A 24174-nucleotide genomic window follows, 5' to 3' on the forward strand; every position below is an offset into this window, starting at 1 on the left:
GCCCCCGCCCCCTCGCCCCCGCCTCCCGCGGCTGTGACCCCCACCAGCGCACCCGCACCGGGGCGGGGGGCCCCCCCCCCGCCGGCGGCCGCCCCCGGGGCCCCCCACGCCCCTTCGGGGACGGGCCGGTTACGCCGGCACGCTCGCCACGCCCTGCTCCAGGAACCGCTTCCCGTTCACCCGCTCGGAGACGCCCTCGCGGTCCAGGTACGGCGTGATGCCGCCCAGGTGGAAGGGCCAGCCGGCGCCGGTGATCAGGCAGAGGTCGATGTCCTGGGCCTCGGCGACGACGCCCTCGTCGAGCATCAGGCCGATCTCCTGCGCCACCGCGTCGAGCACCCGGGCCCGCACCTGCTCCTCGGACAGGACGGTGTCGCCCTGCTTCAGCAGCGCGGCGACCTCCGGGTCCAGCTCGGGCTTGCCGCTGTCGTAGACGTAGAAGCCGCGCTTGCCCGCCTCGACGACCGCCTTGAGGTTCGGGGAGACCGTGAAGCGCTCCGGGAAGGCCCGGTTGAGGGTCTCCGAGACGTGCAGGCCGATCGCCGGGCCGACCAGCTCCAGCAGGACCAGCGGGGACATCGGCAGGCCGAGGGGCTCGACCGCCTTCTCCGCCACCGGCACCGGGGTGCCCTCGTCGATGACGTTCTGGATCTCGCCCATGAAGCGGGTCAGGATGCGGTTGACCACGAACGCCGGGGCGTCCTTGACCAGCACCGCGGTCTTCTTCAGCTTCTTGGCGACGCCGAACGCCGTGGCCAGCGAGGCCTCGTCGGTCTGCTCGCCGCGGACGATCTCCAGGAGGGGGAGGATCGCGACCGGGTTGAAGAAGTGGAAGCCGACGACCCGCTCGGGGTGCTTGAGCTTCGACGCCATCTCCGAGACGGAGAGGGAGGAGGTGTTCGTCGCCAGGATCGCGTGGGCCGGGGCGACCGCCTCGACCTCCGCGAAGACCTTCTGCTTGACGCCCATCTCCTCGAACACGGCCTCGATGACGAAGTCCGCGTCCGCGAAGCCCTCGGCCTTGTCCAGGACGCCGGAGACGAGGGCCTTCAGCCGGTTCGCCTTGTCCTGGTTGATGCGGCCCTTGCCGAGCAGCTTGTCGATCTCGGCGTGGACGTAGCCCACTCCCTTGTCGACGCGCTCCTGGTCGATGTCGGTCAGCACGACCGGGACCTCCAGGCGGCGCAGGAAGAGCAGCGCGAGCTGGGAGGCCATCAGGCCGGCGCCGACCACGCCCACCTTCGTCACCGGGCGGGCCAGCGACTTGTCCGGCGCACCCGCCGGGCGCTTGCCGCGCTTCTGGACCAGGTTGAAGGCGTAGATGCCGGAGCGCAGTTCGCCGCCCATGATGAGGTCGGCGAGGGCCTGGTCCTCGGCGTCGTAACCCTGCTGGAGGTCCCCGCTCTTGGCGGCGGCGATGATGTCCAGGGCGCGGTAGGCGGCCGGGGCGGCGCCGTGCACCTTGCCGTCGGCGATGAAGCGGCCCCTGGCGACGGCCTGGTCCCAGGCCTCGCCGCGGTCGATCAGCGGACGCTCGACGGTGATCTCGCCCTTGAGGACGGACGCCGTCCAGATCAGCGACTGCTCCAGGAAGTCCGCGCCCTCGAAGATCGCGTCCGCGATGCCGAGTTCGTGGACCTGCGCGCCCTTGAGCTGCTTGTTCTGGTTCAGGCTGTTCTCGATGATGACCGAGACGGCCTTGTCGGCGCCGATCAGGTTCGGCAGCAGCGTGCAGCCGCCCCAGCCGGGGACCAGGCCGAGGAAGACCTCGGGGAGGGAGAACGCGGGGAGGGCCGCCGACACCGTGCGGTAGGTGCAGTGCAGGCCGATCTCCACGCCGCCGCCCATGGCCGCGCCGTTGTAGTACGCGAACGACGGCACCGCGAGGTTCGCCAGGCGCTTGAGGACGTCGTGGCCGCCCTTGCCGATGGCCAGCGCGTCCTCGTGCCGCTTCAGCAGCTCGACGCCCTTGAGGTCGGCGCCGACGGCGAAGATGAACGGCTTGCCGGTGACGCCGACGCCGACGATGTCGCCGTCCGCGGCCTCCTTCTCGACCTGGTCGAGGGCGGCGTCGATGTTCGCCAGCGACTGCGGGCCGAGCGTGGTCGGCTTGGTGTGGTCGTGACCGTTGTCCAGGGTGATCAGGGCGAAGCGCCCGGCGCCCAGGGGCAGGTCGAAGTGGCGTACGTGCGCCTGTGTGACGACCTCGCCGGGGAACAGCTCGGCCGCACCCTTCAGCAGCTCTGCGGTGGTGCTCACTTGTCCCCCTCGAAGTGCGGGTTCTCCCAGATGACCGTCGCGCCCATGCCGAAGCCGACGCACATGGTGGTCAGGCCGTAGCGGACGTTCGGCTGTTCCTCGAACTGGCGGGCCAGCTGGGTCATCAGGCGGACGCCCGACGAGGCCAGCGGGTGACCGAAGGCGATGGCGCCGCCGTACTGGTTGACGCGCGCGTCGTCGTCGGCGATGCCGTAGTGCTCCAGGAAGGCGAGGACCTGGACGGCGAAGGCCTCGTTGATCTCGAACAGGCCGATGTCGTCGATGGACAGCCCGGCCTGGGCCAGGGCCTTCTCCGTCGCCGGGATCGGGCCGTAGCCCATGACCTCCGGCTCGACGCCCGCGAAGGAGTACGCGACCAGGCGCATCTTCACGGGGAGGTTGTTCTCGCGGGCGAAGTCCTCGCTCGCGATGAGGGAGGCGGTCGCGCCGTCGTTCAGACCGGCCGCGTTGCCCGCGGTGACCCGGCCGTGCACGCGGAACGGCGTCTTCAGGCCCGCCAGGTTCTCCAGCGTGGTGCCCGGACGCATCGGCTCGTCGGCGGTGACCAGGCCCCAGCCCGTCTCACCGGCCTCCTCGTTGGTGCGGCGCACCGAGACCGGCACCAGGTCCGCCTGGATCTGGCCGTTGGCGTACGCCTTGGCGGCCTTCTCCTGCGAGCGCACGGCGTACTCGTCGGCGCGCCGCTTGGTGATGCTCGGGTAGCGGTCGTGCAGGTTCTCGGCGGTCATGCCCATGAACAGGGCGGACTCGTCGACCAGCTTCTCGCTGACGAACCGCGGGTTCGGGTCCACGCCCTCGCCCATCGGGTGGCGGCCCATGTGCTCGACACCGCCCGCGATGGCGACGTCGTACGCGCCGAAGGCCACGGAACCGGCCACGGTGGTGACGGCGGTCAGGGCGCCCGCGCACATGCGGTCGATGGAGTAGCCGGGGACCGAGGTGGGCAGGCCCGCCAGGATGCCGGCGGTACGGCCGATGGTCAGGCCCTGGTCGCCGATCTGCGTGGTCGCGGCGACGGCGACCTCGTCGATCTTCTTGGGGTCGAGACCGGGGTTGCGGCGCAGCAGCTCCCGGATCGCCTTCACGACCAGGTCGTCGGCGCGGGTCTCGTGGTAGATGCCCTTCGGGCCCGCCTTGCCGAACGGGGTGCGGACGCCGTCGACGAAGACGACGTCCCTGACGGTACGAGGCACGATGGCTCTCCTCCAGGGTGCGGGATGGCACTGCTGCGGCACGCATGCACTGAGCGCGCGCTCAGGCCCATGCTACTTATGAGTAACGTAGCTGCCCAGTCCCCCCGGCCGGAGCGGCGAAGGTCACACCGTCCGTCACACCACCGGAGGACCGGTCACCGGGCCCCCGCTCCGTGACTCCCCCCCGGGACCGCCCTCGGAACCGCCGCCTGGACCTTGGCCGGAATCCGCCGCTCCCGCTACGACGCCTCCTGGGTCAGCGCCGCCACCAGCACCGGTGTCACCTGCTCCACCTGCCAGGGCCGGGCGCCGTGTCCGGCGAGGGCCGCGGCCACGGACTCGGCGTCGACGGTCGCGGGCGGTTCCCAGCAGACCCGGCGCACCGTGTCCGGCGTGATCAGGTTCTCCTGGGGCATGCCCAGCCGCTCGGCCAGCGCCGTCACCGCCGCGCGCGCCGCGGTCAGCCGGGCCGCGGCGGCCGGGTCCTTGTCGGCCCAGGCCCGCGGCGGCGGAGGGCCGGTCACCGGCTGGCCGGGCTGCGGCAGCTGCGACTCGGACAGCGCCCTGGCCCGGTCGACCGACACCTGCCACTGCTCCAGCTGCCGGCGGTTCACCCGCCCGAAGCCGTTCAGCGCCGCCAGCGCGTGCGCGTTGGCCGGCAGCGCGAGCGCGGCCTCGACGATGGCCGCGTCCCCGAGCACCTTGCCGGGGGAGACGTCCCGGCGCTGCGCGATCCGGTCCCGGGCCTGCCACAGCTCCCGCACCACGGCGAGCTGACGGCGCCTGCGCACCTTGTGCATGCCGGACGTACGCCGCCACGGGTCCTTGCGAGGCTCGGGGGGCGGGGCCGACGCGATCGCGTGGAACTCCTGGCGGGCCCACTCCAGCTTGCCCTGGCGGTCCAGCTCCTTCTCCAGGGCGTCGCGCAGGTCGACCAGCAGCTCCACGTCGAGCGCGGCGTAGCGCAGCCAGGGCTCGGGCAGCGGGCGCGTCGACCAGTCGACGGCCGAGTGGCCCTTCTCCAGCACGAAGCCCAGGACGTTCTCCACCATCGCGCCGAGGCCGACGCGCGGGAACCCGGCGAGCCGCCCGGCCAGCTCGGTGTCGAAGATGCGGGTGGGCACCATCCCTATTTCCCGCAGGCACGGCAGGTCCTGGGTGGCCGCGTGCAGCACCCACTCCGCGTCGGCGATCGCCGCGCCGAGACCGGAGAGATCCGGACAGGCCACCGGGTCGATCAGCGCCGTGCCCGCGCCCGCGCGGCGCAGCTGCACCAGGTACGCGCGCTGGCCGTAGCGGTATCCGGAGGCGCGCTCGGCGTCGACGGCGACGGGGCCGCTCCCGGCGGCGAAGGCGGCGGTCACCTCGGCGAGGGCGTCCGCGTCGGCGATCACCGGCGGAATGCCCTCGCGTGGTTCGAGCAAGGGGATCGGCGCCTGACTCGCAGAAGATCCGGCGTCGTCCGGAGGGGCGCCTCCGGTGGTTCGCAGTGGACGGTCTGCTGCGGTTTCGTGGGCGTCGGTCACCTGTCAAGGGTATCGGTGGATCGACCGAGCCCGCCGACGGAACGTTCCGTCGGCGGGCTCCGGGGGGTCGTAAACCAGTCAGGTCGGTGAAAGATCCGCTTCAGGGGGCGGCGGTGGGGAGTGGGGAACAGGGGGAGTGGGGGAGCGGGAAGGGGGAGTGGGCCGGGCGAGCGGGCCGGGCGTGCGGAGCGGGGCGGTCAGTGGATGATGCCCGTGCGCAGGGCCACCGCGACCATCCCGGCGCGGTCGCCCGTGCCGAGCTTGCGGGCGATGCGGGCCAGGTGGCTCTTGACGGTCAGGGCGGACAGGCCCATCGAGACGCCGATCGCCTTGTTCGACTGGCCCTCCGCGACCAGCCGCAGCACCTCCACCTCGCGGCCGGAGAGCTCGCGGTAGCCGCCCGGGTGGCTCGGGGCGCCCGGGGGGCGGCGGTGCAGGCGGGCGGCGGCGGCGCCGATGGGGGCGGCGCCCGGCCGGGTGGGGAGCCCGACGTTGGTACGGGTGCCGGTGACGACGTAGCCCTTGACGCCGCCGGCGAGGGCGTTGCGGACGGCGCCGATGTCGTCGGCGGCGGACAGGGCGAGCCCGTTGGGCCAGCCCGCGGCGCGGGTCTCCGACAGCAGGGTCAGGCCGGAGCCGTCGGGGAGGTGGACGTCGGCGACGCAGATGTCGCGGGGGTTGCCGATGCGGGGACGAGCCTCCGCGACGGACGAGGCCTCGATGACGTCGCGCACACCGAGCGCCCACAGATGGCGGGTGACGGTGGAACGGACGCGCGGGTCGGCCACGACCACCATGGCGGTCGGCTTGTTCGGGCGGTAGGCGACCAGGCTTGCAGGCTGCTCGAGGAGAACGGACACCAGGCCTCCTGGGGTGCGGGGACGGGGCCGGCTCATGGGGGTGAAGCCGGGACGAACCGTGCTTTCAAGGTCACAGTCGTCTTCGGCACCGAACGCGTCCGCCTTTAGAGAATGATCACGATCTGGTGAGTAACAATCCGAGCAATTCGGACACGCTGTCGATCATTCGAAGATCGAACGGTTTCACACTTTGTCGATACAAGCCCGAAAGTGGCCGTGTCGACAAAGTGACGGAACCTCCCCCGGGCGTGCGGACCCCCTGCCCGGAACGATGAACGAGGGCCGGCGGAGTGTCAGCGCGACTGCGGGCCGCGCCGCTGCGGCAGCGTCACGATCGAGGCGTCGCCCGGCGCCGCCGGCGGCAGGCCCGCGACCTGGGCCAGCAGGTCGCACCACGAGGCCAGGTGCGCCGCGGTGTCCGGGACGCCGCCCAGCCCCTCGCGCGGCGTCCAGGACGCCCGGATCTCGATCTGCGAGGCGGACGGCCGCGCCGAGAGCCCTCCGAAGTAGTGGGAACTCGCACGCGTGACCGTGCCGCTGGGCTCGCCGTACGTCAGCCCGCGCGCCTGGAGCGCGCCGGTCAGCCAGGACCAGCACACGTCCGGCAGCAGCGGGTCCGCCGCCATCTCCGGTTCCAGCTCGGCACGGACCAGGGTCACCAGGCGGAAGGTCCCCTGCCAGGCGTCGTGCCCGGCCGGGTCGTGCAGCAGTACCAGCCGCCCGTCCGCCAGGTCCTCGTCGCCGTCGACGACCGCGGCCTCCAGCGCGTACGCGTGCGGGGCGAGCCGCTGCGGTGCGCGGGTCGCCTCCACCTCGATCTGCGGCCGCAGACGCGCGGCGCGCAGCGCCTCCACGGCGGCCGTGAAGGCCGGAGGTGTCGTACTCCCGTGGTGCCCCTCCTTGTGCCGGGCCTCTTCCTCGGTCCCCTTCGCGTCGTCCATTCCGCCAGTGCCGTCCGACAGTCGTCCCTGAGCCGCAGCCATGCGGGGAACATTAAGCGGAACGGCGGCCCGGCGCAGGGAGGGACACCCACGTGCGGGCGCGATGTCCGGATCACGCGGTCCGGCGGGGCGCGCGGGCACCTCGCCACCCGTGCTCCGGTGCCGTCCGCGGGTCGTGCGAGACTTGCCGGTGTGAGTGCCAACCAGAGCCCCGCGGGCCAGCAGCCGACCGCCACGTACGACTCCGCGTTCCTCAAGGCGTGCAGGCGTGAGCCGGTGCCGCACACCCCCGTGTGGTTCATGCGGCAGGCCGGGCGCTCACTGCCGGAGTACCTGAAGGCGCGCGAGGGCATCGGGATGCTCGAGTCCTGCATGCGGCCGGAGCTCGTGGCCGAGATCACCCTGCAGCCGGTGCGCCGGCACGGTGTGGACGCGGCGATCTACTTCAGCGACATCGTGGTCCCGCTCAAGGCCATCGGCGTCGACCTCGACATCAAGCCAGGTGTCGGCCCGGTCATCGCGAACCCGATCCGCACCCGCGCGGACCTGGCACAGCTGCGCGACCTCACCCCGGAGGACGTCACCTACGTCACCGAGGCCTTCGGCCTGCTCACCCGCGAGCTGGGCGCCACCCCGCTGATCGGCTTCGCGGGCGCGCCGTTCACCCTCGCGAGCTACCTCGTGGAGGGCGGCCCGTCCCGCAACCACGAGCACACCAAGGCCCTCATGTACGGCGACCCGCAGCTGTGGGCCGACCTCCTGGACCGCCTCGCCGGTATCACCGCCGCCTTCCTCGAGGTGCAGATCGCCGCGGGCGCCGGCGCCGTCCAGCTGTTCGACTCCTGGGTCGGAGCGCTGTCCCCCGAGGACTACCGCCGCTCGGTGCTGCCCGCCTCCCGCAAGGTCTTCGAGGCCGTCTCCGGGTACGGCGTGCCACGCATCCACTTCGGCGTCGGCACCGGTGAGCTGCTGGGCCTCCTCGGCGAGGCGGGCGCGGACGTGGTCGGCGTCGACTGGCGCGTCCCGCTGGACGAGGCGGCCCGCCGCGTCGGCCCCGGCAAGGCGCTCCAGGGCAACCTGGACCCGGCGGTCCTCTTCGCCGGGCGGGAGGCCGTCGAGACCAAGACCCGGGAGATCCTGGACGCGGCGGCGGGCCTGGAGGGCCACGTCTTCAACCTCGGCCACGGCGTCCTGCCGACCACCGACCCGGACGCCCTGACCCGCCTCGTGGAGTACGTCCACACGCAGACCGCGCGCTGACGCACTCCGTCCGCGAGGTTCCCGCTCAGAGCGCGGACGCGTCCGTCAGGACCTCCGCCGCGGCGACCCCCGAGGCGGCGCTCGCGCCGTGGGTGAAGATCTGGGCTGCCGCGGCGCCGGTGGTGCCCGGCAGACCCATCTCCACCACGATCGCGTCCGGGCGGGCGGCGGTCAGACCGGTCACGGCCCGGCTCATCCAGGCGTGCCGGGCGGCGTCGCGGGCGACGATCACCAGCGGGCGCCCCACGGCCGGTTCGAGGGCGCAGCTCTCCAGCGCCACCGTCCCCTCCTCCAGTTCCTGCCCGCGCACCCGCACGGAGGTCGTGCCCGGCAGCCGTTCCCGCAGCGGTACCGCCACGCCCCACGGGGTCTCCTTGCCGATGGCCATGTTGGTCACCGGGGCCAGTTCGACCACGTGCGGCGCGGCGGTCAGCGGGAGTGCGGCCCGTGCGGCACCGGTGAGCCGCACGGCCCGGCGGGCGGCGACGTGCCCGATGCCGTCCCCGGCCGCCTCCTGCGCGGCCCCGGCCGCCCGCAGCCCGGCCGACCAGCGGGCGAACTCCCGTACCCGGCCCGCCGCCTGGGCCAGCCGTTCCTCGGTCAGCTCCCCGCCGGTCACCGCCGCGGTCAGTGCCTTGACCAGAAGCGCGACGGTGGCCTCCTCGGCGCTCTCGCCGCCCACGCAGACGGCGTCCACCCCGGCGGCGACCGCCCTCACCGTGGCGCCGTCGATGCCGTACCGGCGGGTGACGGCGCCCATCTCGATGGCGTCGCTGACGATCAGGCCGTCGAAGCCCAGCTCCTCGCGGAGCAGGCCGTGCAGGATCCGCCGGCTCAGGGTGGCCGGCAGGTCGGGGTCGTAGGCGGGCACCAGCAGGTGGCCGCTCATCACCGCGCGCACGCCGGCCGCGACGGCGGCCCGGAACGGGGGCAGCGCCTGGGCCGCGATCTCGTCCCGGCCGGCGGTGTAGGCGGGCAGCTCGTGGTGGGAGTCGACGGCGACGTCTCCGTGGCCGGGGAAGTGCTTGGCACAGGCGGCGACGCCGGAGGACTGGAGGCCGCGGATCCACGCGGTGGTGTGCCGGGAGACGACCTCGGGGTCCGAGCCGAAGGAGCGCACGCCGATGATCGGGTTGTCCGGGTTGGAGTTGACGTCCGCGCTCGGCGCGTAGTCGAGGCTCACCCCGGCGGTGCGCAGCTGACGGCCGAGGTCGGCGGCGACGGCCTCGGTCAGACCCGCGTCGTCGACGGTGCCGAGCGCGAAGTTGCCCGGCCGGGACGATCCGGTGGCGGACTCGATGCGGGTGACGTCGCCCGCCTCCTCGTCGATCGCGACGATCAGGTCGGGGTTCTCGGCGCGCAGCTGCGCGGTCAGCCGGGCGACCTGCTCGGTGGAGGCGATGTTGCGGGAGAAGAGCACGACGGAGGCCAGTCCGTCGCCGATGTCGCGCAGGATCCAGTCGGGGGCCTCGGTGCCCACGAAACCCGGTTGCAGAACGGAGAGCGCGAGCCGACGCAACTCGCTGCTGTGCTTGCTGGAGGACATCGGCCGCGCCTTTCGGATCGTTTCTTGGTATAGACCAAGGGGGTTGCGCGTTCAGGTTAACCAGACGTGTCAAGGGCGCCCTTCCTTGAACTCGGAAGTAACAACTTGCCTAGTCCGAAGGGGTGTTGACACCCCGCCCTGGTCTAGTCCATTGTGAGGCGCAAGTTCGGCGAGGGACGGATGTGACATCACTTTCCGCGCCGGGCACCTGCCGCGGCCGGACTGCGAAGACCGCCGTCGCGGCGACGACTTCCGTACGACGACTTCCGTGACGACCACCCCGGACCTCGCCCCGCTCCCGCCCCGTGCCGCGAGCGGGCCCGCTGCCACCACCCGACCTCATGTGCGACGGCCCGACCACCGTCGTGCACACCGCCGTTGCCCGCACGGGGCGACGGCGAGGATCTGGAGCACCACATGGCGACGCCCGATTCCTACCTCCACCGAGCCCCGTCGGACCTGCCCTACTTCAGCGCGGACGCCGACACCTACCTCGCCCGCACCCAGCTGCGCGACCTCGACAAGACCCGTCCGCTGCGGGTGCTGTCCGAAGAGGACTTCGCCCACTGGCAGACGTACGGCTACGTCGTCGTGAAGGAGGCGATACCCGCCGACTCCGCGCGCCGACTGCTCGACTTCGCCTGGGAGTTCCAGGGGCTCGACCCCGAACGGCCCGACACCTGGTACCAGGACCGCGAGTACCGCTCCGACCTGGACCGGGAGCTGCACATCTACGGCTTCGTCGAGGCCTACCACCACCAGCTCATCTGGGACAGCCGCCAGACGCAGCGCGTCTACGACGCCTTCGTCGACGTGTGGGACTGCGAGGAGCTGTGGGTCACCCTGGACCGGCTCAACCTCAACCCGCCCAACACGGGCAACCGCGACCGCGCGCTGATCGACAAGCCCGACCGGGGCTTCGACATCGAACTGCACTGGGACGTGGACACCTCCCTCGGCGTCCTGCCGCAGCGGGTCCAGGGCATCATCGCCCTCAACGACACCAAGCCCGACCACGGCGGCTTCCAGTGCTGCCCCGAGCTGTTCCGCCGCTTCGACCGCTGGAAGGCGCTCCAGCCCGACGACCGCGACCCCATCCGGCCCGCGATCGACCGCGAGGACATGCCCGTCGTACGGCCCGACCTGGAGGCCGGCGACCTCCTCATCTGGAACGGTCTGCTGGCCCACGGCGTCGCCCCCAACGTCTCGGGCGAGGGCGTGCGCGCGGTGCAGTACCTGTCGATGATGCCCGCGCTGGAGACCCACCGCACCCTGCGCGACTCCCGGATCGACTCCTGGCGCACCCTCGCCACCCCCGACTGGAACGCCACCCTCCTCGGCGACGCCCGCCGGCCCGAGTCCGAGCGCTACGGCCCCGCCGAACTGACCGAACTCGGCGCCAAGCTGCTGGGCCTGGAGCCCTGGCACCCCGGCACCGACGGCAGCGACGAGCACCAGGCCACCGGGGACGGCGCATGCGCAGCATCTGCCTGACCCTCCCCACCAACCGGCACTGCCCGGACACCGTCGCGGCCCTCGGCGAGGAAGCCGCCTACGCCGCAGACCACTTCGACATCGATGTCCACCTCCTGGTCCTCGACTCCTGCCCGCCCGCGGACCGCGCCGCCCATGCCGCCGCGTTACGGCGCCTGCCGGCGCACCCCCGGATCACCGCCCACCACCTCGACGAGGCCGCCCAGCGCGACTTCCTGACCCGGGTCACGGCACGGTCCGGCAGCGCCAAGCCCGAACTGCTCCTCGACCTGATGCTCCCCGACGGACTGTCCTACGGCGCCTGCACCAACCGCGCCTTCCTGATCGCGGCGGCGCTGGGCTGCGAGTCCGTCCACCGCAGGGACTCCGACAGCCGCTACCAGAGCGTGGACGGCCGTACGGTCTACCCCGTCCACCACGAGCTGCTGTCCCTCGGTGAACGCGCCGCCGACGCCGCGGCCGGTGTCACGGAGTCGACGCTGCCGGAACACCTGCTGGAGCGGCCGGTCGCCATGGTCGGCAGCTCCTTCGTGGGTGAACTCTCCGTCGACATCGCGCGGATACGGGACACCGACCCCGCCGTCTACCACGACGTCGTCTCCCTGTGGGCCCCCGAGGACTGGTCCGCCGAGCAGAAACGCGCACTGGTCGAGGAGTCCTTCACCGGCGCGGGCACCGAGCCCTTCACCGCGGACCACTCGCTGCTGACGCTGGTCGACCCGATGCGCGTGGACATGTGCAACATCGCCTTCCACGGCCCGACGGTCAGTGAACGCGTGCCGCTGCCGCCCGCCCGGGACACCATCGGCAGCGACTACTTCCTCATCCACCTCGTGCACGACGCCCGGCTGCCGGGCGTGCTGCACAACCGGAACATCGTCAACTACTACACCGGCGAACGCCGGACGGGCCCCGGCTTCCTCGCCTACCAGACGCGCTTCGCCAAGTTCCTGCTGTCGATGCTCTACTTCCACCACGTCTACGACCGCATGGCCGAGGCGGGCGACGCACTGCTGGACGAGCACGGCCGGGCCCGCCCCGCCCCCGTCGCCGCCCTGGCCCGCGAGAGCACCGGCCTGGACACCGCGGAGAACGTCCGCCGACTCGACTCCTTCGACGCCGCCTACCGCCGGCTCGGCGGCCGGTACGCCGACTGCGCCGACCTGCTGGCCGGCCGCCGCGCCCGCCTCCTCGACGAGGCACGCGGCGACATGGCGGACTTCGCGCTGCTGACGGAGGCGTGGGAGCCGATGGTGGCCGCGGCCAGGACGACTCCCGTCCCCCCGGCCGCGGGACAGCCGCGGTGAGCGCGGTGACGGCCGCGGGCCTCAGCGAACCCCTGGCCGCCGCCCTCGCCGCCGCCACCGAGGACCGGCTCGTGTACGACCTGGCCGGCATCGAGGGCCGCCACGACACACTGCGCGGCGAACTGCCCGGCGTACAGGTGAGGTTCGCCCTGAAGGCCTGCCCGGTCGACGAGGTCCTCGCCGCCCTGGCGCGCCGGGGCGCCGGTGCCGACGCGGCGAGCCCCGGCGAGGTCGAGCAGGCGCTGCGGGCCGGGGTGCCGGTCGGCAGCGTGCACTACGGCAACACCGTCAAGTCCGACCGGAACATCGCCGAGGCGTACCGGCTCGGCGTCCGCACCTTCGCCACCGACAGCCTCCAGGACGTGGCGGCGCTCGCCGCCCACGCCCCCGGCGCCCGCGTGTTCTGCCGGGTGGCGACCGGCGGGGCGGGCGCGGTGTGGGGGCTGAGCAACAAGTTCGGCTGCCCGCCCGGCGACACCGTCCGCGTGCTGGCGGCGGCCCGGGACGCCGGGCTGGTCCCGGCGGGCCTGTCCGTGCACGTCGGCTCCCAGCAGATGACGGGCGAGGCGTGGCACGGCGCGGTGGAGGACCTGGGCGAGGTCCTGCGCGCACTCGGCGGGCGCGGCATCCGCGTCGACCACGTCAACCTCGGCGGCGGCCTGCCCGCGCTCGGCTACCGCGACCGGCGCGGCACTCCCCTCGACCCACCGCTGGACAAGATCTTCGCGGTGATCAGGGAGGGCATGGACGAGCTGCGCCGGATCCACGGCGGCCCCCTGGAGTTCGTCGTCGAACCCGGGCGGCACCTCGTCGCCGACCACGGCGCGATCCGCGCCCACGTCGCCCGCCTCGCCGAGCGCCGGGCGGCGAACGGCGAACGCCGGCACTGGCTCTACCTGAGCTGCGGCAAGTTCAACGGCCTGTACGAGATGGACGCCCTGCAGTACCCGCTGGTCTTCCCGGGCCACCCCGACGGCCCGTACGTCCCGGCCGTCGTCGCCGGTCCCACCTGCGACAGCGACGACGCCTACTCCCACGAGGAGGGCCTGGTCCCGGTGCCCGAGGCGCTGGCCTCCGGCGACCCGGTCTGGGTGCTGTCCAGCGGTGCCTACGCGACCAGCTACACCACCCAGGGCTTCAACGGCTTCGCCCCGCTCCCGTACGCCTTCGCGGGCCGCCCGGAGGGGAGCGGCGCCGATGACTGACACCGTGCGCGTGCGCCTCCTCGCCGACGGGGACTGGGACGCGGTCGTGGCGCTGGAGCGGGACGCCTACACCGGCCTCGGCCTGTCGGAGGGGCGGGCCGCGCTCGAGTCCCGGGCGGCGGCGTCGCCGGACACCTGCTTCGTCGTGGACGTCGGCGCCCGTACGGCCGGCTACCTGCTCGCGCTGCCCTATCCGCCGCACCGCTTCCCGGACCTGACGCGGAGGGAGGCGGAGGCGGCCCGGGGCGCCTTCGAGCCCGGGAACCTCCACCTCCACGACATCGTCGTCTCCCCTGGACTGCGCCGCAGGGGGCTCGCACGGCAGCTCCTGCACCGCCTCACCGCCACCGCACGGGCGCGCGGCGACGAGCGGATCTCGCTGGTCGCCGTGGGCGGCACCGAGCGGTTCTGGTCGGCGCGCGGTTTCACGGCCGAGCCGGGGGTGGTGCCCGTCGGCGCGTACGGCGACGGCGCCGTCTACATGTCCAGGCCGGTGGCGGCCGCCCGGCAGACCCGGGACCGCCCCTCCCTCCCCCCGCCCGCCCCCACCCCCTGCGCGAAGTGAGCTGATGGCGCGTGTCCCGTCTCCACGACCCCTTCCGGCGCGGCCAGTTGGCGATCGCCGCGCTGTTCCTGTCCCTCGGCTTCCAGTACGCCACCTGGGCCGCGCGGATCCCCGCCGTCAAGGCCGACCTCGACCTGAGCGCGGCCGAGGTGGGCGTGCTCCTGATGGCCGCGGGGGTCGGCGCCGCGGTGTCCTTCCCGGCGGTGGCGTGGCTGATGCGCCGGATGGGCTCGCGGCTCCTCGCTCTGCTGTCCCAGCTGGGCCTCGCCCTGCTGCTGCTCGCCCTGGCCGCGGCGCCGAACTACCCGGTGGCCCTGCTGGTGATGTGCGCCGACGGCGTCCTCGTGGGCTGCCTGAACGTGGCCATGAACGCGCAGGGAGCGGCCCTGGAGGCACGGCACGAACGCAACACCATGGCGAAGCTGCACGCCGTCTTCAGCGCCGGATCACTCCTGGCGGCCCTGCTCGCCTCCGGCATGACCGCCGCCACCGGATCGGTCGCGGCGCACTTCGCCGTCGCCGTCGTCCTCCTCGCCGCACTGGGCGTGACGGCGCGCACCGGACTGCTCGACGAGGACGCCCCGGCCGACGCACCGGACCCGGCCGGCGCGGCGGCACCCGCCGATCCGAAGCCGGCCCGCCGCCGCTGGACCGTCCCCTCGCGCCTGACTCTGTGGATGTGCTGCGCCATGGTCTTCGGCACGGTCGCCGAGGGCGCCATGAACGACTGGTCCGCCCTCTACCTGAAGGACGTCGCCGAGGCGTCGGCGGAACTCGCCCCGCTCGGCATCGCCGTGGTGTCCGGGATGATGGTCGTCGCCCGCCTCTTCGCCGACGGCTGGCGCGGCCGCTGGGGCGACGGCCGGGTCGTCCTGCTGGGCAGCGCCGTGGCCGGTACGGGTCTGGCCGTCGCCCTGGTCAGCGGCGGCGTCGCACCGGCACTGGCCGGCTTCGCCTGCATGGGTCTGGGCATCGCCGCCGTGACCCCCTGCGTCTACGCCGCCGCCGCCCGGCAGGGCTCGGACGCGCTGACGCTGGTCGCCGCCATGGGCACCACGGGGCTGCTGGCCGGCCCGCCGCTCATCGGCTTCATCGCGGGCGCGAGCAGCCTGGCGTGGGGCATGGGCGCCGTGGCCGCGTCGGCGGGCGCCGTCGCGCTGTGCAGCACCCGCATCCGCTGGACTCCGGTCGCCGTCGCACCGAGCGAGGCGACCGCCGCCTGAGGACACCCCGCCCGCCGCTCACCACCCGGGCCGCGCCCGCCGCCCGAACAGCAGCCCGCGCGGCTCGGGCGGGGGCGGGGTGCCGCGCCTGAGCGGCCAGGCGATCAGCATGCCGACGACGAAGCCGGCGACGTGCGCCACGTACGCCACCGTGCCCGCGTCGGACACGGCCCCGCCGGAGGAGTACACCGCCTGGAGCCCGAACCAGAAGCCGAGCACCAGCCAGGCGGGCAGCCGCAGCGGCAGGAAGATCAGGAAAGGCACCAGCACCCAGACACGGGCCCGCGGATACAGCACCAGATAGGCACCGAGCACCCCGGCGATCGCACCCGACGCGCCGATCAGCGGGGCGCCCGAGTCGGCGTTGAGGAGCGCGAAGCCGTAGGTCGCCGCGTAACCGCAGACGCCGTAGAAGAGCAGGAAGGGGACGTGGCCCATCCGGTCCTCGACGTTGTTGCCGAAGATCCACAGGAAGAGCATGTTGCCCAGCAGGTGCAGCCAGCCGCCGTGCAGGAACATCGCCGTCAGGACGCTCAGCTCCGGCGACTTGTCGTAGCCGGGCGGCGCGACCACGCAACCGGGCCCCTGCGGGCCGACCCCGACGGCGCCCGTGGGCACCAGCCGGGGCATCCGGTGCTGGAGCAGTTCCTGCGGCACCGCCGCCCAGTGGTCCAGGAAGGCCTGGAGGTCGCACATCTGCGCGAGGCTGCCGTCGCCCGTCGCGGACCCGGTCATGCCGGGGGTGAACAGGAACACCAGGACGTTCGCGAGGATGAGGGCGTACGTCACCCACGGGGTGCGGCGCGCCGGGTTCACGTCATGGACGGGGATGACCACGAGACACTACTGCCCGCCCGGCGGACGGCGAATCGGTTCGCCTCGTTGAACGCCCCCGTCCGTGTGTACGTATGCCCTCTCAACCGCCCGCGGTCCGGGGAAGGCGGGGCGCGGGGACGACGTGAGGAACAGGCGATGAACGAACGGGTCACACCGGCTCCGGCGATGCACGCCCTGCCCGACGGCGAGGCCGAGGTCGCCCTCGTGCTGCGGCTGCCCTGGGAGGACGTCGCCCGGCTCGGTCAGGAAGCGGGACGGCTGGCCGCGCAGATGCAGCGGCCGGTGACGCTGGACGAGGCGGTGAGCCACCGGCTGCGCGGCACCCGGGCCGCGACGCACGCCAGGCCGGCCGGTGAGCAGCCGCCCGCCGTGGCGAGCGCCCCGACGCCGATGACCGCACCGGGCTCGGTGTCCTCCCTGCCGTCCCGGCCCCCGGCCGAGCAGGCACGGCAGGCCATCGACCGCATCAACGGGACGGCCTGACCGGCGCGGAGCCCTCAGCGCCGCTCCTCGACCACCCTGGCCGCCTTGCGCGCGGCCACCAGCACCGGGTCCCACACCGGTGAGAAGGGCGGCGCGTAGCCCAGGTCCAGGGCCGTCATCTGCTCCACCGTCATCCGGGCCGTGAGGGCCACCGCGGCGATGTCGACGCGCTTGCCCGCGCCCTCACGGCCGACGATCTGCACGCCGAGCAGCCGCCCGGTGCGCCGCTCGGCCAGCATCTTCACGGTCATGGGGGAGGCGTTCGGGTAGTAGCCCGCGCGGCTGGTGGACTCGACGGCCGCCGTCACGAACCGCAGCCCCGCCCGCAGCGCGTCCTTCTCCCTGAGGCCGGTCCGCGCGATCTCCAGGTCGCAGACCTTGCTGACCGCCGTGCCGACCACACCCGGGAAGGTGGCGTAGCCGCCGCCCACGTTGGTGCCGATGACCTGCCCGTGCTTGTTGGCGTGGGTGCCCAGCGGAATGTGCCGCTCCTGACCGGAGACCAGGTCGAGCACCTCCACGCAGTCGCCGCCCGCCCAGATGTTCTCGTGGCCGCGCACCCGCATCCCCAGGTCGGTCAGCAGCCCGCCGTGGGCGCCGAGCGGCAGCCCCGCGGCCCCGGCGAGCCCCGTCTCGGGCCGTACGCCGATGCCGAGCACCACCACGTCCGCCGGGAACTCGGCGTCCTCGGTCGCCACCGCCCGGACCCGGCCGTCGTCCCCGGTGAGCACCTCGGTGACCTCGGCGTCGTTCACCATGGTGATGCCGAGACCTTCCATCGCCTCGTGCACCATGCGGCCCATGTCCGCGTCCAGCGTCGACATCGGCTCCCGGCCGCGGTTGACGACCGTCACCTCGTAGCCGCGGTTGATCAGCGCCTCGGCCATCTCCACGCCGATGTACCCGGCGCCGACGACCACCGCGCGACGGCCACGCGTGCGTGCCAGCGTGTCGAGCAGCGCCTGCCCGTCGTCCAGCGTCTGCACCCCGTGCACACCGGGCGCGTCGATGCCCGGCAGCTCGGGCCGGATCGGCCGCGCCCCGGTCCCGATCACCAACTTGTCGTACGACGTCCAGGACTCGGCCCCGGAATCCACGTCCCGCGCGCGGACCCGGCCGCCGGCCACGTCGATCTCCGTGACCTCGGTGCGCATCCTGAGGTCGATGTCCCGGGCGCGGTGCTCCTCGGGCGTACGGGCGATCAGCGCGTCCCGTTCGGCCACGTCGCCGCCGACCCAGTACGGGATGCCGCACGCCGAGTACGAGCTGAAGTGACCGCGTTCGAACGCCACGATCTCCAGCTCGTCCGGGCCCCTCAGCCGGCGCGCCTGCGACGCCGCGGACATCCCCGCGGCGTCGCCGCCGACGACGACCAGCCGTTCCCTCGTACCGCCCGCGGCACTCGTGCTCATGCTCATGCGAACACGCTACGTGGGCGGGGCATTTCAGTCCTGCCCGCCCGGCTCCCCGCCGTGCGCCGCCTTCCCGCGCGGCGCCGCGGGTGCCGGGGCCGCCACCGGACGGCGCGACAGCCGGGGGCGAACGACCCGCAGCCACACCAGAGCGAGCAGCGCCGCCACCGCCGCGAACGGCAGTACGGCGCCGAGCACCACCGCCACCCAGCGCAGCATCGTCACGAAGGCGTCCCAGCCGCCGGCCAGCGCGTCCACGAATCCGGGGTCGTCGTCCTCCTTCTTCTCCCCGTGCTTCACCGGGGCCTCCGACAGCGAGAGGGTGACCGTGGCCAGGCTCGTGCGGTCCTTCAGGGCCGCCTGCCGGGCGAGCAGCGCCTCCAGCTCCGCCTGACGGGTGCTCAGCTCGCCCTCCAGGGTCACCACGTCGCTCAGCTTCGTCGCCCGGTCCATCAACTCGCGGACCCGGGCCACACTGGCGCGCTGCGACTTCACGCGGCTGTCCACGTCCACCACCTGGTCGGTGACGTCCTCGGCCTTCGCGTCGCGCCGGAGCAGCTTCCCGGCGCCCTCCAGTTCGTCGAGCACGTCCTCGTAGCGCTCCACGGGCACGCGCAGCGTCACCTCGGTCCGCTCGTGGCCCTCGGCGTCCCGGGTGGTGGACTCGTCACCGACGTAGCCGCCGGCGTTCTCGGTCGCGGTGCGGGCCGCGTCGAGCGCCTTGGGCGTGTCCTTCACCCGCACGCTCAGGGAGACGGTGCGGATGATGTGGGCCGGGGCGAGCTTCGGCGGGGCGCTCTCGCCGGCGCCGTCGGACCGGTCCGCGCCGGCCGCGCCGCTCCCGTCGTCGGCCTGCGAGCCCTCCGCCCCGGCGCCCTCCCGCGGCGCGGCCGCCTTGGCGCCGCCGTCCGAGTCGGAGCCGGCGTCCGCCCCGCTGCAGCCGGTCAGGGCGAGCGCCGTGACCAGCAGCATCCCGGCCAGGGCGCGGGCGGGTGGTAGGAACGCTCGTGTCGTTGCCCGTCGTGCCTGCATCGTGGGTACCCCCGGTTCGTAGCGACTGATGTCTCTACGACGCGCGCGGGGGCCCGCACGACGGCGCGGAACGGTCCCGAAGAGATCACGTTCCGGACTCGCGGGACCCGTGGGTCCGGTGCCGGCGGGGTCTGAGACGCTGGGGAGATGAGCGCGAGCGAGACCCATGCGGGTGAGATCTCTCCACAAGACGGGCCCGGAGAAGAGGGACCCGGACACGTGGTCGTCGTGGGAGCCGGTATCGCCGGACTGGCCGCCGCCCACCGCCTCCTGGAGAGCGGGGCCCGGGTGACCGTCCTGGAGGCGTCCGGCCGCGTCGGCGGCAAGCTGCTGCCCGGCGAGATCGCCGGAGTCCGCGTCGACCTCGGCGCCGAGTCGATGCTGGCCCGCCGCCCCGAGGCCGTCGGCCTGGCCCGCGCGGCGGGACTCGCCGACCGCCTCCAGCCGCCGTCCACCGCGTCCGCCTCGCTGTGGACCCGCGGTGCCCTGCGCCCCATGCCCAAGGGCCACGTCATGGGCGTCCCCGGCACCGCCGCCGCCCTGTCCGGCGTGCTCTCCGAGGAGGGCCTCGCCCGCATCGGGCGCGACGCCGAACTGCCCCGCACCGAGGTCGGCGACGACGTGGCGGTGGGGGAGTACGTCGCCGCGCGCCTGGGCCGGGAGGTCGTCGACCGCCTCGTCGAACCGCTCCTGGGCGGTGTCTACGCGGGCGACGCCTACCGCATCTCCCTGCGCTCGGCCGTACCCCAGCTCTTCGAGGCCGCCCGCGCCCACACCTCCCTCACCGAGGCGGTGCGCGCCCTCCAGGGCCGCACGGCCACCTCACCGCCGAGCGGACCGGTGTTCATGGGCATCGAGGGCGGCATCGGCACCCTCCCGCTCGCGGTTGCCGAGTCGGTCCGCGCGCGCGGCGGCGAGATCGTCACCGGCGCGCCCGTCACGGAGCTGCGCCGCACGGCGTCCGACGGCTGGCGGATCGTCGCCGGCGACCGGGTGCTGCACGCCGGCGCGGTCGTCGTCGCCGTCCCCGCCCGCCCCGCCGCCGAGCTGCTGCGCGCCGAGGCGCCCGCCGCCGCGGCCGAGCTGGCCGCGGTCGAGTACGCCTCGATGGCCCTGATCACCCTCGCCTACCGCCGTTCGGACGCCGCCGCGCTCCCCGAGGGCAGCGGCTTCCTCGTGCCGCCGGTCGACGGGCACACCATCAAGGCGTCCACCTTCGCCTCCCGCAAGTGGGGCTGGATCGCCGACGAGGACCCCGGCCTGGTCGTCCTGCGCACCTCGGTCGGCCGGTACGGCGACACGGAGATCCTCGGCCGCGACGACGCCGGTCTCGTCGCCGTCTCCCGGCACGACCTGGGCGAGGCCACCGGCCTGACCGCCGAGCCGGTCGCCACCCGCGTCACCCGCTGGCAGGACGGCCTGCCGCAGTACCCCGTCGGCCACCACGCGCGCGTGGCCCGCGTCCGCGAGCACGTCGCGAAACTCCCCGGCCTCGCGGTGTGCGGCGCGGCGTACGACGGTGTCGGCATCCCGGCGAGCATCGCGAGCGCGTACGCGGCCGTCGACCAGATCCGGGGCGACCTGCGCGCTGTGGAGGAGCTCACGGCCCACCCGGTGCAGAGTCTGCACGGCGGAGCGGGAGAATAGGGCCATGAGTGACGACGCCTCCACCCCCGCGGCCGAGCGCATCCCCAACAAGGGCAAGCTGGCCAAGGACCTCAACGAGGTCATCCGCTACACCCTCTGGTCCGTCTTCAAGCTCAAGGACACCCTCCCCGAGGACCGCGCCGGGTACGCCGACGAGGTCCAGGAGCTGTTCGACCAGCTCGCCGCGAAGGACGTGACGATCCGCGGCACCTACGACCTGTCCGGTCTGCGCGCCGACGCCGATCTGATGATCTGGTGGCACGCCGAGACCGCCGACCAGCTGCAGGAGGCGTACAACCTCTTCCGCCGCACCCGGCTCGGCCGTGCGCTGGAGCCGGTCTGGTCGAACATGGCGCTGCACCGCCCCGCCGAGTTCAACCGCTCGCACATCCCGGCCTTCCTGGCCGACGAGACGCCGCGGAACTACATCAGCGTCTACCCGTTCGTGCGCTCCTACGACTGGTACCTGCTGCCCGACGAGGACCGCCGCCGCATGCTCGCCGACCACGGCAAGATGGCCCGGGGCTTCCCGGACGTGCGCGCCAACACGGTCGCCTCCTTCTCGCTCGGCGACTACGAGTGGATCCTCGCCTTCGAGGCCGACGAGCTGCACCGCATCGTCGACCTCATGCGCCACCTGCGCGGCTCCGAGGCCCGCCGCCACGTCCGCGAGGAGATCCCGTTCTTCACGGGGCGCCGCAAGGACATCGGAGAGCTGGTCGCGGGGCTGGCCTGATCGGCCGGCTGCTCGCGGGCCGGCCTGGTCAGGCCCTCGGCTTCGGCTCCGGGCGCGGGGCGCACGACGTGTCCCGCGCCGGGAGGCGGCCGTCCAGCAGGTACGCCTCCAGGTGGCCGTTGACGCAGGCGTTCGGCCCGCCCCCGATGCCGTGCGTCCCCGCGTCCCGCTCGGTCACCAGCACTGAGCCCGCCAGGCGTCGCCGCAGCTCCAGCGCCCCCTCGTACGGCGTCGCCGCGTCCCGCTCGGCGGCCAGGACCAGCGTCGGCGGCAGCTCACCCGGCGCGGTGCGCACGTCCAGCGGCTGCTGCCGGGGGGCCCGCCAGTAGGCACACGGCAGGTTCGTCCACACGTTGTCCCAGGTCTCGAACGGCGCCCGGCGGGCCAGCCGCGTGTTGTCCCGGTCCCAGACCTCGAAGTCGGTCGGCCACGGCGCGTCGTTGCACTCGACGGCCGTGTACACGGCGTTGGAGTTCTCCGCCCCGGCCGCGCCCTCCGCGGTCCGCGTCCCCGCCTGGTCGATCAACGGCTGCGGATCACCCTTCAGGTACGCCGAGAGCGCCTCGGCCCGGTGCGGCCAGTAGTCGTCGTAGTACCCGGCCTTGAGCATCGCGCCCTGCAACTGGGCGGGTCCCACCGTCCCGCCGGCGGGCTCCGCCGCCAGCCGGGCGCTCGCCTCCTCGTAGGCGTCCTGCACCTCCCGCGGCCGGTTGCCGAGCCCGTACACGTCGTCGTGCTCGGCGACCCACTCCTTGAAGTCGTCCCAGCGGTCCTCGAACGCCTCGGACTGTTCGAGGTTGTTGCGGTACCAGACCTGTTCGGGCTCCGGGTTCACCACCGCGTCGAACACCATCCGCCGTACGTGCGAGGGGAACAGCTCGGCGTACAGCGCGCCGAGGTAGGTGCCGTACGACGCGCCCATGAAGGTGAGCCGCCGCTCGCCCAGCGCGGCGCGGACGACCTCCAGGTCCCGGGCGTTGTTGAGCGAGTGGTAGTGCCGCAGCGCGTCCCCGCCCCGTTCCGCGCAGTCGCGCGCGTACGCCTCGGCCTCGGCGGCGCGCTCCTTCTTGTACGCCTCCGAGGGCCGCGTCGGCGCCGGCCGGGGCCCCTTGAAGAAGCCCCCGGGGTCCTGGCACGAGAGGGGCGCGGACGGCGCGACCCCGCGCGAGGCGTACCCGACGAGGTCGTAGGCGGCGGCGATGCGCTTCCACTCGGGCACCATGCCGACCAGCGGGAAGTACAGCCCGGAGGCGCCGGGGCCGCCCGGGTTGTAGAGGAGGGCGCCCTGGCCGGGGACCTCGCGCCCGTCGTCGTCCGGGTCCTTGTGGGTGGCCCGCACCCGGCTGACGGTCAGCTCGATCCGCTTCCCGTCGGGGCGGGCGTAGTCCAGCGGCACGGACACGGTGCCGCAGCGCACGCCGCCCGGCAGCTCCTCCGCCTTCGGGCACCTGCCGAACTCGATCCCGGCCGCCGCCGCGCGCCGGGCGGCCACCTCGGTACCGCGTGTCTCGGCGGAACCGGGCCCGGCCGGGGGCACCGACTGGGCCGGGGCGGCGGCGAGGGTGGTGAGCAGCAAGGACCCGGCGGCCGAGCAGAGGGCGGCAGCACGCATCGCGTATCCCTTCGGTGGCACGGGAGTGACACAAGGGATGTTTGGTTCACCGGCCGGGCGGGGCAAGCACCTCCGGCGGGTGTCGCCGCCGAGTGCCTCCGTGCGCCCCCGGCGCGCTCAGGCCCGGTGCTCCCAGTGGTCCCCGGCGTACTTCTCACGGTGGGCGAAGGCCGCACGCAGGTCCGGCTCGCCGATCGCGTGGACGCCGCGCACGGCGACCGAGGTGAGGAAGGTCCGGTCGTCGGCCGTGCCGTCGGCCTGCCGGACCAGGGCGCCGACCAGCCGCTGCCCGGCGGGGGAGGCCCAGCGCGCGTACGGGTGGATCTCCATCCGGGTGATGGCGAGGCACCCCAGGGTCAGGGCGAGCGGCAGCGCGAACCAGAGGGCGATGAGCAGACGCGGCTCCGTGGCGGGCAACGGCAGCGCCAGGGCGACCAGGCCGAGCGCGCACACGGTCACCGCGGCGGCCCGCACCCGCCGCACCCCGGCCGCGACGCCTCCGGTGCCGCCGTCGGGTACGGCGAGGCCCGCTCCGACCAGCCGGTCGGCCAGGCTCCGTACCGCGTCGGCGGCGGCCGCGGCGGCCCGTACCGGTGCTATCCGGGACTGTCCCCCGGGCCCTATCGCCCCGATGACCGACCGCTCCATGTCGTCCCGGCCGCACGGGTCGACGACCGTCGCCCAGCCGGTGTGGGCGAGCAGCAGCCGCCGCTGGCGCGCCATGGAGACCAGTGTCAGGTCCGCCACCCGCCGCGGACCGCCGGACAGGAACGCCGCCTCGTACAGCGTCAGCGTGTGCTCACGGACGACGGTGCGCGGTTCGACGGCCGCCGCGCGCACGGCGGCCAGGCACAGCCGCAGGCACGCGAGGCCGGCGACGGCCCAGGCCGACAGGAGGAAAAGGACCCAGAACATGCCGTACTTCTATGCCAAAGGCTTTCGCCGGCGCCATGCCCTTTTCACATTCCGGGACGCAGTGTTGTGGGTATGTGACGTTCCGCTCGGCGATGTCCCC

General features: G+C 73.7%; 20 protein-coding genes. 9 read left to right on the forward strand and 11 right to left on the reverse strand.

All coding sequences use genetic code 11. The annotated features are described in order from the left end of the window. Positions 1 to 129 precede the first annotated feature (129 nt). From ACZ6IM_RS09240 to ACZ6IM_RS09260, 5 genes are all read right to left on the reverse strand, one after another. Complete coding sequence (locus ACZ6IM_RS09240) at positions 130 to 2259, reverse strand: 3-hydroxyacyl-CoA dehydrogenase NAD-binding domain-containing protein (protein WP_052837395.1); 2130 nt, start codon at positions 2257 to 2259, stop codon at positions 130 to 132. Continuing rightward, the gene (locus ACZ6IM_RS09245; RefSeq protein ID WP_052837396.1) at positions 2256 to 3473 is read right to left on the reverse strand and encodes a thiolase family protein; all 1218 of its coding nucleotides are present in this window, start codon (positions 3471 to 3473) and stop codon (positions 2256 to 2258) included. Before ACZ6IM_RS09245 ends, ACZ6IM_RS09240 begins: the two co-directional genes overlap by 4 nt. A 239-nt stretch (positions 3474 to 3712) precedes the next feature. After that, entirely contained in the window at positions 3713 to 4999 is a 1287-nt protein-coding gene (locus ACZ6IM_RS09250; RefSeq protein WP_469555460.1) for an HRDC domain-containing protein, read from the reverse strand. Between the two features lie 197 nt (positions 5000 to 5196). Continuing rightward, positions 5197 to 5859 carry a response regulator transcription factor gene (locus tag ACZ6IM_RS09255; protein WP_003972894.1) on the reverse strand — a complete coding sequence of 221 codons (663 nt, stop codon included), beginning with the start codon at positions 5857 to 5859 and terminating at the stop codon, positions 5197 to 5199. A gap of 293 nt (positions 5860 to 6152) precedes the next feature. Beyond that, positions 6153 to 6842 carry a DUF3000 domain-containing protein gene (locus ACZ6IM_RS09260; protein WP_469555463.1) on the reverse strand — a complete coding sequence of 230 codons (690 nt, stop codon included), beginning with the start codon at positions 6840 to 6842 and terminating at the stop codon, positions 6153 to 6155. Positions 6843 to 6992: 150 nt separating this feature from the next. Here ACZ6IM_RS09260 and hemE point away from each other — a divergent pair, with 150 nt between their 5' ends. Continuing rightward, positions 6993 to 8060, forward strand: a complete 1068-nt coding sequence (gene hemE / locus ACZ6IM_RS09265) for a uroporphyrinogen decarboxylase (protein ID WP_052837399.1) — start codon at positions 6993 to 6995, stop codon at positions 8058 to 8060. A gap of 25 nt (positions 8061 to 8085) precedes the next feature. Here the strand turns inward: hemE and ACZ6IM_RS09270 are convergent, their stop codons facing one another. Further along, positions 8086 to 9606 (reverse strand): glycoside hydrolase family 3 protein, encoded by a 1521-nt coding sequence (locus tag ACZ6IM_RS09270; RefSeq protein ID WP_469555466.1) that lies wholly within the window; start codon positions 9604 to 9606, stop codon positions 8086 to 8088. Positions 9607 to 10023: 417 nt separating this feature from the next. Between ACZ6IM_RS09270 and ACZ6IM_RS09275 the strand changes: the two genes are divergently transcribed. The 5 genes from ACZ6IM_RS09275 to ACZ6IM_RS09295 are packed head-to-tail and all read left to right on the forward strand — an operon-like array spanning position 10024 to position 15400. After that, complete coding sequence (locus ACZ6IM_RS09275) at positions 10024 to 11100, forward strand: YbiU family protein (RefSeq protein WP_052837400.1); 1077 nt, start codon at positions 10024 to 10026, stop codon at positions 11098 to 11100. Beyond that, positions 11082 to 12407, forward strand: a complete 1326-nt coding sequence (locus ACZ6IM_RS09280; protein ID WP_469555469.1) for a DUF6271 family protein — start codon at positions 11082 to 11084, stop codon at positions 12405 to 12407. The genes ACZ6IM_RS09275 and ACZ6IM_RS09280 overlap by 19 nt, the downstream gene beginning before the upstream one ends. After that, positions 12404 to 13612: a type III PLP-dependent enzyme domain-containing protein gene (locus ACZ6IM_RS09285; RefSeq protein ID WP_052837679.1), complete on the forward strand. Its 1209-nt coding sequence runs from the start codon at positions 12404 to 12406 to the stop codon at positions 13610 to 13612. The genes ACZ6IM_RS09280 and ACZ6IM_RS09285 overlap by 4 nt, the downstream gene beginning before the upstream one ends. Next, positions 13605 to 14177: a GNAT family N-acetyltransferase gene (locus ACZ6IM_RS09290; protein ID WP_469555471.1), complete on the forward strand. Its 573-nt coding sequence runs from the start codon at positions 13605 to 13607 to the stop codon at positions 14175 to 14177. The genes ACZ6IM_RS09285 and ACZ6IM_RS09290 overlap by 8 nt, the downstream gene beginning before the upstream one ends. 11 nt (positions 14178 to 14188) lie before the next feature. Then, positions 14189 to 15400, forward strand: coding sequence for an MFS transporter (locus ACZ6IM_RS09295; RefSeq protein ID WP_052837402.1), 1212 nt, complete (start codon positions 14189 to 14191; stop codon positions 15398 to 15400). A gap of 18 nt (positions 15401 to 15418) precedes the next feature. On the opposite strand, the gene ACZ6IM_RS09300 is transcribed toward ACZ6IM_RS09295, so the two are convergent. After that, positions 15419 to 16237 (reverse strand): rhomboid family intramembrane serine protease, encoded by an 819-nt coding sequence (locus ACZ6IM_RS09300; protein ID WP_052837403.1) that lies wholly within the window; start codon positions 16235 to 16237, stop codon positions 15419 to 15421. 135 nt (positions 16238 to 16372) lie between these two features. Between ACZ6IM_RS09300 and ACZ6IM_RS09305 the strand changes: the two genes are divergently transcribed. Beyond that, entirely contained in the window at positions 16373 to 16720 is a 348-nt protein-coding gene (locus ACZ6IM_RS09305) for a hypothetical protein (protein ID WP_052837404.1), read from the forward strand. A 14-nt stretch (positions 16721 to 16734) separates the two neighbouring features. Here the strand turns inward: ACZ6IM_RS09305 and ACZ6IM_RS09310 are convergent, their stop codons facing one another. Both ACZ6IM_RS09310 and ACZ6IM_RS09315 read right to left on the reverse strand, forming a co-directional pair. Then, the gene (locus ACZ6IM_RS09310) at positions 16735 to 18132 is read right to left on the reverse strand and encodes an FAD-dependent oxidoreductase (protein WP_469555903.1); all 1398 of its coding nucleotides are present in this window, start codon (positions 18130 to 18132) and stop codon (positions 16735 to 16737) included. A gap of 33 nt (positions 18133 to 18165) precedes the next feature. Continuing rightward, positions 18166 to 19164, reverse strand: coding sequence for a DUF4349 domain-containing protein (locus ACZ6IM_RS09315; RefSeq protein ID WP_469555475.1), 999 nt, complete (start codon positions 19162 to 19164; stop codon positions 18166 to 18168). A gap of 147 nt (positions 19165 to 19311) precedes the next feature. Here ACZ6IM_RS09315 and hemG point away from each other — a divergent pair, with 147 nt between their 5' ends. Together hemG and hemQ are read left to right on the forward strand one after the other, a co-directional pair. After that, complete coding sequence (gene hemG, locus ACZ6IM_RS09320) at positions 19312 to 20811, forward strand: protoporphyrinogen oxidase (protein WP_052837406.1); 1500 nt, start codon at positions 19312 to 19314, stop codon at positions 20809 to 20811. A gap of 4 nt (positions 20812 to 20815) precedes the next feature. Continuing rightward, a complete protein-coding gene (gene hemQ, locus ACZ6IM_RS09325; RefSeq protein ID WP_052837407.1) occupies positions 20816 to 21547 on the forward strand; it encodes a hydrogen peroxide-dependent heme synthase in 732 nt (243 codons plus the stop codon). A 28-nt stretch (positions 21548 to 21575) separates the two neighbouring features. Here the strand turns inward: hemQ and ACZ6IM_RS09330 are convergent, their stop codons facing one another. Together ACZ6IM_RS09330 and ACZ6IM_RS09335 are read right to left on the reverse strand one after the other, a co-directional pair. After that, positions 21576 to 23159, reverse strand: a complete 1584-nt coding sequence (locus ACZ6IM_RS09330) for an alpha/beta hydrolase (RefSeq protein WP_469555480.1) — start codon at positions 23157 to 23159, stop codon at positions 21576 to 21578. Between the two features lie 117 nt (positions 23160 to 23276). Continuing rightward, positions 23277 to 24074, reverse strand: coding sequence for a TIGR04222 domain-containing membrane protein (locus ACZ6IM_RS09335; protein WP_469555483.1), 798 nt, complete (start codon positions 24072 to 24074; stop codon positions 23277 to 23279). Positions 24075 to 24174 lie beyond the last annotated feature (100 nt).

This window comes from Streptomyces sp. NPDC042336, assembly GCF_055581985.1.

Excerpts from the sequence above, each read along its gene's own strand:
- ACZ6IM_RS09260 (WP_469555463.1), bottom strand. The coding sequence starts at position 6,842 with ATGGCTGCGGCTCAGGGACGACTGTCGGACGGCACTGGCGGAATGGAC.
- ACZ6IM_RS09270 (WP_469555466.1), bottom strand. The coding sequence starts at position 9,606 with ATGTCCTCCAGCAAGCACAGCAGCGAGTTGCGTCGGCTCGCGCTCTCC.
- ACZ6IM_RS09275 (WP_052837400.1), top strand. The coding sequence starts at position 10,024 with ATGGCGACGCCCGATTCCTACCTCCACCGAGCCCCGTCGGACCTGCCC.
- ACZ6IM_RS09280 (WP_469555469.1), top strand. The coding sequence starts at position 11,082 with ATGCGCAGCATCTGCCTGACCCTCCCCACCAACCGGCACTGCCCGGAC.
- ACZ6IM_RS09290 (WP_469555471.1), top strand. The coding sequence starts at position 13,605 with ATGACTGACACCGTGCGCGTGCGCCTCCTCGCCGACGGGGACTGGGAC.
- ACZ6IM_RS09305 (WP_052837404.1), top strand. The coding sequence starts at position 16,373 with ATGAACGAACGGGTCACACCGGCTCCGGCGATGCACGCCCTGCCCGAC.
- ACZ6IM_RS09310 (WP_469555903.1), bottom strand. The coding sequence starts at position 18,132 with ATGAGCACGAGTGCCGCGGGCGGTACGAGGGAACGGCTGGTCGTCGTC.
- ACZ6IM_RS09315 (WP_469555475.1), bottom strand. The coding sequence starts at position 19,164 with ATGCAGGCACGACGGGCAACGACACGAGCGTTCCTACCACCCGCCCGC.
- hemG (WP_052837406.1), top strand. The coding sequence starts at position 19,312 with ATGAGCGCGAGCGAGACCCATGCGGGTGAGATCTCTCCACAAGACGGG.
- hemQ (WP_052837407.1), top strand. The coding sequence starts at position 20,816 with ATGAGTGACGACGCCTCCACCCCCGCGGCCGAGCGCATCCCCAACAAG.
- ACZ6IM_RS09330 (WP_469555480.1), bottom strand. The coding sequence starts at position 23,159 with ATGCGTGCTGCCGCCCTCTGCTCGGCCGCCGGGTCCTTGCTGCTCACC.
- ACZ6IM_RS09335 (WP_469555483.1), bottom strand. The coding sequence starts at position 24,074 with ATGTTCTGGGTCCTTTTCCTCCTGTCGGCCTGGGCCGTCGCCGGCCTC.